10 protein-coding genes and 2 pseudogenes are annotated in these 15,197 nt (G+C 36.4%); 8 read left to right on the top strand and 4 right to left on the bottom strand.

The window, feature by feature from the left end; genetic code table 11:
* Positions 1–206, bottom strand: a pseudogene (locus L647_RS0114830) (hypothetical protein); the annotation flags it as partial.
* 461 nt (positions 207–667) lie between these two features.
* Here L647_RS0114830 and gss point away from each other — a divergent pair.
* From gss to L647_RS01000000124330, 6 genes and pseudogenes are all read left to right on the top strand, one after another.
* Positions 668–2,536: a bifunctional glutathionylspermidine amidase/synthase gene (gene gss / locus L647_RS0114825; RefSeq protein ID WP_024611761.1), complete on the top strand. Its 1,869-nt coding sequence runs from the start codon at positions 668–670 to the stop codon at positions 2,534–2,536.
* A gap of 79 nt (positions 2,537–2,615) precedes the next feature.
* Entirely contained in the window at positions 2,616–2,984 is a 369-nt protein-coding gene (locus L647_RS0114820) for a DUF2237 domain-containing protein (RefSeq protein WP_024611760.1), read from the top strand.
* A 237-nt stretch (positions 2,985–3,221) separates the two neighbouring features.
* Positions 3,222–3,746: a DNA starvation/stationary phase protection protein Dps gene (gene dps, locus L647_RS0114815; RefSeq protein ID WP_024611759.1), complete on the top strand. Its 525-nt coding sequence runs from the start codon at positions 3,222–3,224 to the stop codon at positions 3,744–3,746.
* Between the two features lie 290 nt (positions 3,747–4,036).
* Positions 4,037–4,738 carry a hypothetical protein gene (locus tag L647_RS0114810; protein ID WP_024611758.1) on the top strand — a complete coding sequence of 234 codons (702 nt, stop codon included), beginning with the start codon at positions 4,037–4,039 and terminating at the stop codon, positions 4,736–4,738.
* Between the two features lie 930 nt (positions 4,739–5,668).
* Entirely contained in the window at positions 5,669–8,608 is a 2,940-nt protein-coding gene (locus L647_RS0114805) for a TonB-dependent receptor (protein WP_024611757.1), read from the top strand.
* 245 nt (positions 8,609–8,853) lie between these two features.
* Positions 8,854–10,528: pseudogene (locus tag L647_RS01000000124330) on the top strand (SulP family inorganic anion transporter).
* A 106-nt stretch (positions 10,529–10,634) separates the two neighbouring features.
* Here L647_RS01000000124330 and L647_RS0114795 read toward each other — a convergent pair.
* Together L647_RS0114795 and L647_RS0114790 are read right to left on the bottom strand one after the other, a co-directional pair.
* Positions 10,635–11,831, bottom strand: a complete 1,197-nt coding sequence (locus tag L647_RS0114795; RefSeq protein ID WP_024611756.1) for a diguanylate cyclase — start codon at positions 11,829–11,831, stop codon at positions 10,635–10,637.
* Between the two features lie 368 nt (positions 11,832–12,199).
* Positions 12,200–12,877 (bottom strand): glutathione S-transferase family protein, encoded by a 678-nt coding sequence (locus tag L647_RS0114790; RefSeq protein WP_024611755.1) that lies wholly within the window; start codon positions 12,875–12,877, stop codon positions 12,200–12,202.
* Between the two features lie 177 nt (positions 12,878–13,054).
* Between L647_RS0114790 and L647_RS0114785 the strand changes: the two genes are divergently transcribed.
* On the top strand, positions 13,055–13,825 hold the full coding sequence (locus L647_RS0114785; protein ID WP_024611754.1) for a DUF1223 domain-containing protein: 771 nt from the start codon (positions 13,055–13,057) through the stop codon (positions 13,823–13,825).
* Positions 13,826–13,873: 48 nt separating this feature from the next.
* Here the strand turns inward: L647_RS0114785 and L647_RS0114780 are convergent, their stop codons facing one another.
* Positions 13,874–14,110 carry a hypothetical protein gene (locus L647_RS0114780; RefSeq protein WP_024611753.1) on the bottom strand — a complete coding sequence of 79 codons (237 nt, stop codon included), beginning with the start codon at positions 14,108–14,110 and terminating at the stop codon, positions 13,874–13,876.
* A gap of 461 nt (positions 14,111–14,571) precedes the next feature.
* Between L647_RS0114780 and L647_RS0114775 the strand changes: the two genes are divergently transcribed.
* Positions 14,572–15,197 (top strand): TonB-dependent receptor plug domain-containing protein (locus tag L647_RS0114775; RefSeq protein ID WP_029880501.1); only part of this gene is annotated, 626 nt, incomplete at its 3' end.

Here is a 15,197-nt window from a genome sequence, read left to right as displayed (position 1 = left end):
GCAGCAAGCACACCACCAGAAGCCGCACCTAAAATACCACCTTCGGCAGCTTTAGTACCTTCATCTACAGCAAAGTCATCTTTTGTATAAGAATCGTTTGCAACGATACTAATTTCTGAATCTTTTATACCTAACGCTTCTAATCTATAGATTGCTAATGTAGCTTTAGACGTATTGCCAAATAAACCTGTAATAACATTACTCATATCTTAATTCCTTTTCTTAGTTTAAACGTTGTGTTGCTAAACTAATAAAAGCAAATAACAAACCAAAAATAGTTTATTTATAAATAATTTAAAATTAAACCTAAAAAATCAGCAACTTGGAATGCTAAAAACAAAATGTTCAATAGCGATTTTTTATGTTTATAAAAATAAAAATTGAATTTATTACCAACTTAGATGTAAATAATTCTCAATTAATACTATATATCGGTATTTTTAAATTACTGAGCCATTTATGTGTTTTAACATTGAGCTAATATAGTAATAAATAACATATAAAACATAGCCATATATATTCTCTATAAATTAAACTTAACTCCAAATTTAATAGTTCTACGTAATGTGTTTTTCTCTACATAAAACATATTTTATATCTTGCTATCGCAGTGTTTCGCTCATATAGTCAGCAAATTATCACACCTTTATTTTGAACATTTTTGTTTATGAAATCTTCTGCTCCTGCTAGCGTTTTTGGTACCTTATTAGGTTATGCACCTGGTAATGTTGCTGTGTATTCATCTGATTATGATACGGCTGATGAAAGCATTTATCCTAACCGAAGTGCCTACCGTAGCTACCTTGACGGCATTTACATGGGCTATAAATGGCAATGCGTTGAATTTGCTCGTCGGTGGATGTACCTCAATCATGGTTATATTTTTGATGATATAGCCATGGCTTACGATATTTTTGAGCTGCGTTCAGTGCGCGATGTAAATAGCCAAAGCAGACTACCGCTAAACGCTTTTAGAAATGGTGCTAAACATCACCCTCAAGTAGGTAGCTTACTTATTTGGGAGGAAGGCGGCGAGTTTGAAGAAACAGGTCATGTTGCTGTCGTTGTTGAAGTACATGAGGATAAAATACGGCTTGCTGAGCAAAATGTAGGACATCAAATATGGCCAAAAGATCAAAGCTGGTGTCGTGAGCTAAAAGCCAAAGTAACTAAAGATGGCGACTATTGGATTGAGTGCTCTTACAGCGACGCCACTATTTTAGGCTGGATGACACAAACAGATAAAACCGAATATGCTGAGCCAACGTCTGAGCTAAACACTGACTTATTTACTATAGAAGCACATAAAGCAGCAGATACAGGGCAAGCAAATAAGTCATGGTTAAATATTGCGAATGACGATGAAGCTGCTTACGTAGAAATGATGCAAGGTCATAAACTTACATCCGTAGATGAGGATCAGCATAATTACTTTGCAATATCTCAAACGGCGCAGCAAACTATTGAGCATGCTACAAATGAGCTACATGGCTTATTTATGCACGCTACCGATTACGTATTGCAGCACCCTGAGTTATTAAAAAAGTTTAATTTACCCGATGTTGTGCTTAATAAAATTCGTCAATCGTGGGATAACCGCTTAAACCAATTAATTACCAGCCGGTTTGACTTTGCCTTAACAGCAGCTGGTTTAAAAGTTTACGAATACAATTGCGATTCGGCATCGTGTTATATGGAAAGCGGCAAGGTTCAAGGTAAATGGGCAAAACACTTTAGTGTTAAAACAGGTGTAGATGCAGGTCAAAATTTATTTAAAGACCTCGTAAAAGCATGGCGTAAAAGTGAAGTAAAAGGCCTTGTTCATATTTTACAAGACGATGAACCAGAAGAACATTACCACGCATTATTTATGAAAGAAGCTATTGAAGCCGCAGGCTTTGAATGTAAATTAGTCGTAGGTTTAAGTTCACTTAGCTGGAATGAATCTGGCAACATAGTAGATGAAGACGGCTCACAGCTGAGCTATGTGTGGAAAACCTGGTCTTGGGAAACTGCGCTTGATCAAATTCGTGAGGAATGCGAAGCTGATCAATTATTAACTGATAACTTTGAACCACAATTTCAAGTTGGTGAAACACCGCGCCTAGTAGATGTACTGCTGCGTAAAAACGTGATGGTATTTGAACCACTGTGGACATTAATCCCAAGTAATAAGGCCATTTTACCAATACTTTGGAGCTTGTTCCCTAATCATAAGTATTTACTTAATACCGCGTTTGAACTTAACGACGAGTTATTACAAACTGGTTATGTAGTTAAACCGATAGTAGGACGTTGTGGTGCTAATATTCAACTTGTTGATGAACAGCAGCAAGTTATAGAAAAAACAGCTGGGCACTTTGCCGAGCAAGACCAGATATACCAACAACTATTTGCACTGCCTAAAGTAGATGACTACTTTGTACAAATATGTAGCTTTACGGCTGCTGGTAAATACTCTGGTGGTGGCGTACGCGTTGATAAAAGTATGATCATAAACGGTCATAGCGATTGCATGGCACTGCGTATTAAATAATGAGTAACACTAAGCTCGCAATATCGTCGCGGGCTTGTACTTATTAACTTCATTAAATACAAAAAAATTAAGGTTTTTCATGGCAAATCAATTCAATGTACTCGATACACGTTTAAAATTATGTTGCGGAAATGGTGGATATACACGTGAAGGATTTTGCTATGTACCAGAGTCAGATCTTGGTAATCATAGTGTATGTGCAATTATGACTGACGAATTTTTACAATTTTCAAAATCACAGGGGAATGATTTAATAAGCCCTAACCCTCTTTACGATTTTGAAGGTTTAAAAGCCGGTGATAAATGGTGCTTGTGTGCAGTAAGATGGCTACATGCTACTACTGCTAACGCCGCGCCACCGGTGGTACTTGAAGCAACAAATAAAAAATCGTTAGAAATAGTCTCGCTCGAACTCTTAAAAGCGCATGAATATATAGCCAAAGTTTAAATACACCTAAGCTGTAATTAAAATAAAGTCTGCATATTTTACAAATGCATGCAGGCTTTTCAAAAATAAAAGTTAATCCCACCTGCAAAAAAACCAAAAATAAACATAACCCAATGTTTTAAAACAACTTTAAATAAATCTCACTTTCGGTATAACTGTTGCTTCATTAAGTTTAAGTCAAGCTCATAATGCAATATACGTGCATATGAGCAACACATTACTTAAGCAGGAGAAATTATGAGTAACACTAACGAATCAAGTAAAACAGCTAAATTTACCGCGCCAGGTATGAGTGACGAATCAGCTCAAAAAACAATAGCTACACTCGAGAACCGTATGGTTGCACTACTCGATTTACAGCTTACTTTAAAACATATTCACTGGAACGTGGTTGGTCCTAACTTCATTGGTGTACATGAAATGATAGACCCGCAGGTTGAAATCGTACGTGAAATGACAGACACCATTGCAGAACGAATCGCTACACTTGGCGGGATACCTGTTGGTACACCAAAATCAATAGTAGATCGCCGCACATGGGGAGAATACTCAATAGGTAGAGGCTTAGTAACAGAGCACTTAGGCGCACTCGATAAAGTGTATAACGGCATTAATGCAGATCACCGTAAAGCTATCGACACTCTTTCAGAGTTAGACCCTGTTTCAGAAGACATGATCACCAGCCAATTAGCTGACTTAGAGCAATTTCAGTGGTTTATTCGAGCGCATATTGAATCGTCAACCGGTGAACTAAAAAAATAAGTGAATTTTCATAAAAATTAAGTGTATCTGTGCTTACTAAAATGGCTTTCTTTTGAAAAATACACTTAAAATTTTAAAGACCTCGTACCACCAATACGAGGTTTTTTATTGCCTTAACTCAAATACCCAATAATATATATTGAGATATAGAACAGCCAGCCCACCAAAAACAACCCTTAATAACTACAACAACAAAAATAAACAACCCTAAAAGACTGTTTTAATTTACACTATATTAATACTTTGCTAGATTTGAACCTGAATTAGAAACTAAACTATCAAGGTATAATATGAAAATAATTTCTTGTAAATCAATTATTGTCAGTTCTTTACTTGCTCTAAGCGCAACGGCTACAGCAGGTAGCTTTAACGATATTAGTTGGACATTAGAAAACGAAGATAATCTTCCTGAAACGGATGCAAGTGGTTGTGCTCTAAAACCAAGTACATCAACGTCAACAAGCAAGACATTCAAGTTTGGTTTAACTGATGATTCTAATTGCATTGATGGAAAACAAAGAGATGAATTTAAATATCAACGTAGAACAGGATATAACAGGCTCACTGGTTATTTTACAATAGATGGTAACTATTCTGATTTTAATAAAATGGGCGTAGCACAAACCCACGATCATTCTACAAGTGATACCGGTGTTTTCAGTATTTACCAAGCAAGAAAAGAAAATGGCTCGTATATATTTGGTGTTCAAGGAGATAGCAACTATTCAAATAATGGTTGGAGTGATCATCCTCAAGTTAAAATATCACTTGATACTCGTTACAAACTAATCATTAAAACCAATGGTCTTTCTAACGGTAATTCTTATGAAGATGCGAACCTTTATCTTGATGATGTTAAAATTTGGTCTAGTTCTATAGAGGTTGGTGGCGAGGAAAAACAATATAAAAAAATAGGTGCCTATCAGCTTACAGGTGGCGAAGGTGAGTTCCATGTTAAGTGGGATTCTGTAAAACTTTACACGGGTAAATAACCAATAAAATTTAAATAGAACCTCCACATTAAAAATGTAGGAGGTTTTTTTAAAATTAAAAGGCACAAATAACACTAACTTTTCTAAAAACGCTATTTTTCTAGTAAGCAGATGACCTCCCTGACAACGTTAAAATAGCCCATATGAAACAACACATCTATGATTTTACATTGCAGTTACCCCCTACTGTCGTAGTAATAGATCACTAATTCAATAGAAAAGGTATAACTTAATTAAAAGCTAAAGTTTTATATTTAATTATTTATTTTCAAGTTAATGATATAACGCCGCGTTTAAATCTCTAAAATGAAAATTTAATACGTGCTTTATTACCTTATTATTTTTTCATCACCCACTCACAAAAAACGGTTAACCAATACCGTATAAAAAAACAAAAATAAAACCATAACCATCTTACCAATGCAGATAAAAACAAAAAAAATCAACAAATAAGTAATTTATATTTTCTCATTTTTTCTAACAAATGCAGTGCTACATGCTTGGTAAGTAAACACCTCTTTTTTGTATCACCCATATGTAATAAAGCACTCTCCTATCTAAAATAATGGATTATTTACCAATTAAAACCATATATTTCCCATATAAATAAGATTAATTCTATCTGTTTTTTAGAATCTAAAATGAGTAAATAACGATAATAAACCTATAAACCAACATTAAATTCAATTTTTTTACTACGATTACAAAATAATTAAAGAACATAACTTGTTAAATTTATTAACTATAAATCCACATTAGACCAAAGTTGTAATACCAAATTCACATTATTGGTAAACAAAGCTTGATATCAAACCTTAATTGAACTAATTTTAACCACACTTTCTGTATGACAACAAACAGAGAACACAAAGCTAAATTGGTAAACCAACACTCACTAACAACACACAATTACCCAACTGGGAGAGATACATGGAACTCAATCGAATTACTTCCTCACTAATAAATAAACAACAAAAAAACAACTCTAAATTAATGGGTGCAGCTGCATTATTATTAATGACTTCGTCAGCTTTAGCTGCGCAAGAAGCGCAAAACACGACTGAAACATCTGACAGTGACATTGAAGTTATTGAAGTTAGAGGCATGTTAGGAAGTATGAAGGCTGCAGCAATGCTTAAACGCACCGACGGTCGTATTGTTGATGCTATTGTTGCTGAAGATATAGGAAAACTCCCAGATAACAATATTGCTGAAGCGCTGCAACGCATTACTGGTGTGTCTATTAATACCGATTTTGGCGTAGGTGATAGCGTTTCTATTCGTGGTTTACCGCAAAACCGTGTTGAGTTAAATGGTCGCTCTACTATTGGTGACTCTCGTGATGGTATTAGCTTACAAGATTACCCATCAAGCTTCTTAAAAACGGTAGAAGTTGTTAAATCACCTACTGCCGATATGATTGAAGGCGCATTAGGTGGAACAGTTAGTTTAAAAACTGTTCGTCCATTAGAATTAGAAAAACTAACGGCAGCAATGTCATTAGATGGCGAATACGCCGATAAAACAGAAAAAGTAGCACCGATTTTTAGCGGTTCACTTGGTAACAACTGGGACTTTGACGAAATGGGTACCTTTGGTGCCATTGCTATGTTTTCGTATCAAGATCGTGAAATTCGCCAAGATGAAACGTCTAGCCGTGTTAAACCTCAAGACATCGAAATTAACGGTCAAGAAGGTAACACACCAAGCGGTAACGCAATCGTAAGAGATGAGCACAGTGTTGAGCAATACGTAGAAAAACGTGAGCGTACAGCTGTAAACTTGTCACTTCAATGGGCACCACAGTCAGGTAATGGCATGGTATACCTTGATTTAAGCGGAACTAAGCGCTCGGGTGAGCAAACTGGTAACTCTATTTTAGGTGTAGCTGGTTCATTATCAACAGATGCAAACACCACACAAGACGCTAACGGCGTAAACAACTACACACTAACTAACGAATTTGGTATTCCTAAAACATACAGTGACTTTCGTGAAACTGACTCGTTTTCAAATGCACTTGGTGCAGAATGGAACCTTACAGATAGCATTAAAATTTCTGGTGAAATTGCTGTTGCGTCATCAGAAAGCGTAAGACCTGATTCTGAGTTTACCTTACGCCCAATCGAAAAATCAACATTCGAAGCAAGTGGCGGCGTTGATTTAGTAAACCATTTATATGATGGTGCATTTTCTCAAGACGGTAATAAATTACCAAGCATCATACACTCAGATCCAAATGCATTTACTGACCCACAAAACTTAGCACTACGTACGTTTAAAAGTGAAGATAGAAGAACTGACAACGAAGAAACGGCCGTTCGTTTTGATGTTGAAATGTTTGAACCTATCAGCAGCTTAAGCTGGGTATCTAAAGTTAAAGCAGGTGTACGTGTTACTAACCGTGATTACGAATACGAGCAATACAAAGTAGAAATTAAAGATATTTACAAAAATGCATTTAACGACTCAGATGGTTCATTAGCTACATTATGGGTTGATGACTTCAATGCTGCATTTCCAAATAGCTTTACAACAGTTAGCCACGACAACTCTTTTGACCAATTAGGTCACACAGGACAAAACGACTTACTAACATTTTTAAGTTATAACGGTTTATCTAATCCAGCAAATACTTATGCTCAACTTCAGCAGTTACTAGCAGGCACTAACCTAGCATCAACAGGTAGCCTTTCTGATAACCAAGAGTTTCAAGAAAGTGCATACCGTAACGTAGTTGAAGATACAGCGGCTGTGTATGTGTCGGCTTACTTAGACTTTGATAATGTTACTGCAATTATTGGTGGTCGTTATGTAACGACAGACCTAGAATCAAGCGTATTTCTTAATGGCGAAAAAGTAACAGGCGATAACGACTACAGCGACTTTTTACCAAGCTTAAACGTTACTTATAACTACTCAGACGAAACATTATTTCGCTTTGCTGCTGCAAAAGTTATGCGTCGAGCTGACTTTAGCGAGCTAAGCCCAGCATTTGACGTTAATAACGACATTACGGGTGCTACTCAAGGCTCTATCGATTTAGAACCTTACCGTGCAACACAATACGACTTATCTGTAGAGCATTACTTTGATGAAGGTAACGTAATATCTTTCGCTGTATTTTATAAAGATGTTAAATCTTTCTTAAGTAACGAAAGTAGCTGTCAGGCTGCATCAAGCACGGCTGCTGGCCAAAACGTAACTCAGTGGAACCAAGTATGTCAGCTTGATACAGCGGGTGTATCTCAAGACAACCTAGTTTACTCAGATGCAACTGACTTCCCTGTAGATGCAGATGGCTTTAATCATGTTTCTGATTTACGTGATGCTGGTTTAACAGGCATCGACACCGTTAAAAATGTAAACGGTGAAAATGGCTCTGTTCAAGGTTTTGAAGTTGGTTACCAACAATTCTTTACAAGCTTACCTGGTGCATTTTCGGGCTTAGGTATTAATGCAAACTACACGTATGCAGACAGTGAACAGCCTAACGGAAACCCACTATTAGATATTTCTAAAAATACGTATAACTTACAAGTATTTTGGGAATACGAAGGTTTCTCTACTCGCCTAGCTTATAACTACCGTGATGGCTTCTTAGATACTGAAAACGAAAAACGTGTAGAAAACATTAACTCAACAGGCGGTATTTCAGAAGATGGCACTGTTTACGGTAATAACTACCGTGATGACAGAGGCCAGTTAGACTTCTCTGCAAGTTGGGACATTAACGAAAACTTTACGCTAGTAGGTAATGCAACAAACTTAACAGGTGAACCTTCAATCTACCTATCTGAACTAGGTGGCGCTTGGAAGTACACTGAAGCGGATCGTCGTTATAGCTTCGGCATTCGCGCTAAATTTTAATTTTCCCTGAAAGCTAAAGCCTGCTTTTATGCAGGCTTTTTTACGTCTATAGAAAAGTAAATTTAGATGATACAAACCTTATTAAAAACATGATTATTCTACCGAGTTAAATAACTCTCCATCGCTATAGTAAATAACTAATTCAATGCAGTGGGTATTACGTAAAAAATACTCTCCTCTAGCTATACTTATTTTAATATTAAATTTACTATCAAAGCGTTATTACTATTAACAGGGAATTGGAAGTGCTGTCGCGTTTATATAATTTTATGCCGGGTTTAAATACATTGCTCCATTATGAGCGACAATGGTTTGCCGATGATGTTAGAGCCGCACTGTCGGTAGCCGCAGTTGCCTTACCCGTTGCAATTGCATATGCGCAGCTAACCGGAGTTAACGCCGCTGTAGGGTTATATTCTTGCATACTCCCTATGTTGGTATATGCACTTTTTGGTACTTCAAAACAATTAATAGTAGGTCCTGATGCAGCTACCTGCGCAGTTATTGCAGNCCGCCATGACCGGCTTTTGGTGTTTTATAGCCAGTAAATTTAAACTAGGTGTATTAGCCGACTTTTTATCTAAACCAATTTTAATGGGCTTATTAAACGGTGTAGCAATTACTATTATTGTTGGTCAGTTCTCTAAAGTATTTGGTTTTACCTTTGATGAACGCTACTTGCTTGAACGCCTAGGCGGAGTACCCACATACCTATCACAAACACACATTCCAACATTATTAATGGCGCTACTTACCTTTGCTGTTTATTTTGCCATGAAACGCATAAAACCTACGTGGCCGTCGTCTATGTTCGCCATTGCATTTGGTGCACTGTTAGTGTGGATTTTTGATTTAAAACAACTAGATATAAAAACCATTGGTACCGTAACAGGCGGGCTTCCTGTTTTTAATACCCCTGTTTTTGATTTAGGTATTATTCGCGAGCTAGTTGTACCTGCACTTAACTTAGCCATCGTTAGCTTTGTAAGTATGATGCTAACCGCTCGCAGCTTTGCCGCTAAAAATGGCTACGACATAGACGCCGATAAAGAATTTAGAGCATTAGGCATTGCCAATATAGCCTCAGCACTTTCGCAAGGTTTTGCTGTAAGTGGCGCCGACTCGCGTACCGCAGTTAACGATGCCACAGGCGGAAAAACGCAGTTAGTATCAATAATCGCGGCAACAATTATTGCTGTAATAGCTATATTTTTAACTGCTCCGCTTGAATTTATTCCAAGTGCGGCACTGGGTGTTGTACTTATTATTGCCTCTGTACACTTACTCGATTTAAAAGCCGTTTGGCAATTAAAACGAAAAGATAAACAGGCATTTTATCTCGCCTCAGCCACCTTACTTGCGGTGTTATTTATTGGCGTTATACCAGGGATCACACTTGCTGTGTTACTTGGGTTATTTCAGTTTATTCGCACTGTTATGCGCCCAACCGACAACATATTAGGCGTAGATGTTAATGGTGTAGTAAGAAGCTTAGACGCCACAGATAAAGCAAAATCGGTGCAAGGCGTCTTTATCTATCGCTTTAACTCACCTTTAACTTACTTTAATGCCAGCTACTTTAAACGCAGATTACTAGAACAATACGCTAGACAAAAAGACGACACTCAATGCGTAATAATTGATGCAGTACCTTGCTTTACTCACTTAGATTTAAGCGTAATGGCAATGCTTGCCGATCTAGATGTTATATTTAAAAAACGCGATATAAGGCTTGAGCTTGCAGGCAGGAAACGTCAGCTGCTGTCATGGTTTGAAATTGCCGGTATGAAATCAGGAACAGAGGGTATATACATTCACTCAGACCTATACATAGCCTTAAAAAGAAATAGCGTAAGTCAGCATACTAAAGAGGTTAACTTGTTCGAATCGAGTATAAATAGTGAATGTTTAGAGAAGTAGTTTCCCCTTTATAAATTTACTTCTGAGTTAATTAGCTAATAACATAAGTAATAAGCATAGGCTCCTAGTGCAGGAGTCTATGCTTTTCAGCCTAGTTTATAATCCTCTATTTAGATTTTTTATATAGAGTTACTAGGTTTCGACCATTATTTTTAGAGTCATATAAAGCCTCATCAGCTAGGCGAAGAGGCTCTTCAATATCAACCTGCCCTTCATCTAACATTGCAACCCCGGCACTTATAGCGAGCTCTATAGTCGTGTTTTCAAATTGAAAACGACTAGTTTTAATTTTTTCGCGAATTTTATCTGCTAAATGAAAACAATCGTCTTCATTCATATCGGGTAGTAACATTACAAATTCTTCGCCGCCAAAGCGAGCTACGCAATCAGCTGTACGGCAACTTTCTTTAAGGATATTAGAAACATGCTGAATAGCTAAATCACCAGCAGCATGACCATACGTGTCATTAATGCGTTTAAATAAATCAATATCAAAAATAACTACACCAAGTTTTTGTTTATGACTACGGCTCGCTATTATGGCTTTGGTTGCGTGCACATTAAATGAGCGTCGGTTTAATAACCCCGTTAAATGATCAAAGCTAGCATCGTATTGTAATTTATAAGCAAATTTACTAATTCGATCAACCATAGGACGAAAAACTAAAAATGCTTCAATTAAAATAGTTAATATAATAATGCCCAAAACTACATTTTGTGCAAATCGCAGCTCATTCACTTTATCAATACTTTCTTTCTCGTATTGCATTACAACCATATTTAAAGCATTTAATAAAGGCTCTTTAGCCATTGCTAAAAAGCCTGTTTTTATATTTTCATATCCTTGTTGATCACCTGGTTTTAAAGTTAATGCAGCTTCAACTTGCTTAGTAAAAAGCTTTAACTTGCCATCAACATTTTGCGGCTCTTTAAAATACATATTTTGTAGAGTTACAGATAGCGTCAGTGCTTCTTTGTCTTTTAATGCTTTGTAATAATCGCTCAATAGATTTTGATGATTTATTTGCATTTTATTTAAAGAAGCCAAAGCTAAAAATTTGGCTTCTGGTGTACCTAAAGTTAAATACTCAACAGCAAATAAACTTACTCGCTGCGATAGCATTCTTTGCTCTCCACTTACATTAACCACTTTACCTGTTGTACTTTGCTCAGCAATAACGTGATCTAACATAAAATGTACAACAATAGACAACATCGCAATAACGGATAAAGAAATTACATATGTATAGGTAAGCACCTTTCTTGGATTATTAATTTCAATATGAGTTGGTTTTTTTGTCATTTTTTTGCAGCACCATAATTATTATTTTGAGGCTGCAAAGTGCAACCATTAATTCAATTCTAAATAGTATTGACTGTAAAATCTAAGTTAAGTGACTAATTCCCCTTATAATACGTAATTAATTTAGAGCGACTGTAAATAGGCTTAAAAAAGCAATTCTTTAGTCTTGAATATTTAAGTGAATTTGTTTGTTATTAAATATTTTAATATTAAAGCGATAATTAAATTGAAGAATTAGAGGTCGTATTATCCCTAAGTAAGAAATAATAAACGCTATGATTTTAGGAGAGGAAGTTAGCTTTTTAATTGTTAGTAGGTCAGATAAAACCTGACCTACTTTTATAACGTATTTAATAACGCCCTAAAAATTATACTTTAGGGTAATTTGAAGGGAAAAACGCTTTTTTAGCGTCTTCATCAAACTCTTTTTTAAATGCTACATCAGTACCAATTACACGTGCACGTGCAACCGCTGGGCGGCTATCAATACTTTCAAACCAACGCTTAAGATTAGGGTACGGTGCTAAGCCCTCTTCACCTAATACAACCGGTGCTTTATCAATCCAGCCCCAAGCAGAAACATCAGCAATTGTATACGTATCACCTACAATAAAATCGCGACCTTCAAGGTGCGTATCAAGCACTTCGTAATGGCGCTGCGCTTCACGTAAATAACGGTTAACCGCGTAATCAAGCCCTGCTGGCGCCATGTGTCTAAAATGCACAGACTGTCCTGAATACGGACCTAAACCCGATGCGATAAACATTAACCATGACAGCATTTCAGCACGATCTTCTGCCTTACCTTCTAACTTTCCGTATTTTTCAGAAAGGTACATTAAAATAGCGTTCGAATCGAATACACGAGTTTCACCATCAACTATTGCAGGTGCTTTAGCATTTGGATTAATTGCTTTAAATTCAGGTGTATGTTGCTCACCTTTTAAAGTATCAAGAGGAACAAGCTCAAATGGTAGACCTGTTTCTTCTAAAAAAAGTGCAACCTTCATTGGGTTAGGAGTGTGGTGAAAATAAAATTTAATCATGTAATATTCCTCAATAATTGAATAACGATTAAAGCACAGCTTGAGCAAGCGTTCAAATTAAGTTTTCAATAAGTTAAATATGGAGTTAAAACGTGATTTAATTGTGAGTGTTTCGTGATACTTCATTCGTAAATATCATTTAGGCTGAATGCAATATCAGCCTTTGCGAGAAGTAACATGCCTTTTAAAGCACTATCCCGTCCATTATTTATAGCGTTAACTGGGTTAATAATTTTTTGCTCTCAAAGCCAAGCAGTAGAGCAAATAACTATTTCGAGTACAGCTAATCAAACTACCTTTTTAGAACTTTATACATCTCAAGGCTGCAGTAGTTGCCCACCAGCTGAAAAGTGGATTTCAAAATTTACAGACGATGAAAAACTATGGACTGATTTAATCCCAATTAATTTTCATGTTACTTACTGGGATTACTTAGGATGGAAAGACCCGTTTGCTTCAGCCGTTTTTAGCAAAAGACAACGTACTTATAAAGCACTAGGCAAAAGCCGTATTGTAGCAACCCCAGGGTTTATGGTTGACGGTAGTGGCTGGCAAGGTTGGTTTTATAAGCAAGCAATACCTAAATCTAAAACCCCATATTTAGGTAATTTACAAGCGACTATAAACAACTCAGAAATAGATGTTGAGTACGATGCAACTAATACCGAACACGCTAGTAACCAAAATTTAGTCGCACATGTTGCGCTTTTAGGTTTTGGTATAGAAACGCAAATACACGCAGGCGAGAATGTAGGTAACAAGTTAAAACACGAATTTGTTGTTATTGGTTATCAACAAAGCAGCATGTCAGCTAATCATAAATTAGCTGCTGCTAACTTAACATTACCACACGCTGTTGATGTATCACCGACTAAACAAGCCTTAGTGTTTTGGGTATCTGAAAAAGGCGACCCTACTCCACTACAAGTAGCAGCTGATTGGCTTTAGTATTAAAAAAGGCAAGGTCACTTATAAATAACAGTATGAGTGACTAAATTACTTTTTATTGACTGAAATACCGTTTTTATAAAAGCTGTTTTTATCTTCAGCATCATATTTATCGTATTCGCTGTAAATACACGTGAATGTTTTTGGATCAGCTCCTAATGCATTACCTAGCGCAAACCAACTCCCTTTTGGTGAATAACGAATTTCATTTCTACTAAAAGAAAATCTAAATCTTTTAGCGCAGCAAAAAATTAAAACGATAAGTACCCACGTCCAAAAAAACATATTAATTTAACCTGAACTCTGGTTAAGAGATTTACTAACATATTGAATCATAGTGATATTTAAATCTATTTTCTCTAGCTAGAGATTTTCAGTGAAAACAAGGCGAATTTACGCGTCAATAGCTGCTTGAGATAGATTTATTATCCTGAGTTCAGGTTAATTTATACCCCTATTTATAAAATCTTATTTTAAGTATAAAAAACAAGAACGAGTTAGCTAAGCAACTTAGAGGCAATACCCTGATCCTTTAAATCAATAAATACATGCTTTCACCTCATCTAACATCTTAATTATTATTTAAAAATTAGCTTTACCCTCCTTCTACCCGCGTTTAACCCTATAGCCTTGGGTTATGGGTGGGAGCTTTTTTATCAATAGTTATATTTAGTCTTTTTGTGCAGTCTATTACCTGCAGGAAATAAAAATATAACGATTAAAAAAGAGTACAACAGGGGAATAAAATGAATCCGCTAGCCAAGTCTAAATATCAATTAAATAAAATAACTTTGTGTTTAGTATCTGCGTTAGGTATCACGGCACTACCTACCGTAGCAGAACAAAGCAGTCAAACAGAGCTCGATGAAACAGCAATTCCAAGTCGAACCGCTACTAAAAAAGTAAAAGATGAAGACGTTGAAATTATTAGCATTGTAGGCTCAATGATTAAAGGAGCTACAATTACCGGCGCGTTACCTGTCTCTATTATTGATTCGAAAGATATTGATGCCATTGGCGCAACATCTGGTAGTGAATTATTTGCTTCGATTCCTAGCAACGGCACTGTTAGTTTTAATGGTAATGATGTTGTTAGCGGGGTTTATGCATCAAGGGGAGATGTTGCATCTATTAATTTACGCAGTATTGGTACAGGTAACACGCTTGTATTATTAAATGGCCGTCGTTTAGTACAGCACCCAGGATCGCAAACCGAAAACTCTGTTCCGGTCACAACCGTTAATATGAACTCAATACCAGTAATGGGTATTGGAGCGGTTGAAGTGCTGCATGACGGTGCTGCAGCTATTTATGGCTCTGACGCCGTTGCAGGCGTTGTAAATACACAAATGCGTAAAGATTACAGTGGCTA

The sequence above is a fragment of the Pseudoalteromonas sp. TB64 genome (genome assembly GCF_000498095.1).
GTDB lineage: Bacteria > Pseudomonadota > Gammaproteobacteria > Enterobacterales > Alteromonadaceae > Pseudoalteromonas.
The sequence above is the reverse complement of the archived record's forward strand: the minus strand, read 5'-3'. Positions and strand labels throughout refer to the sequence as shown.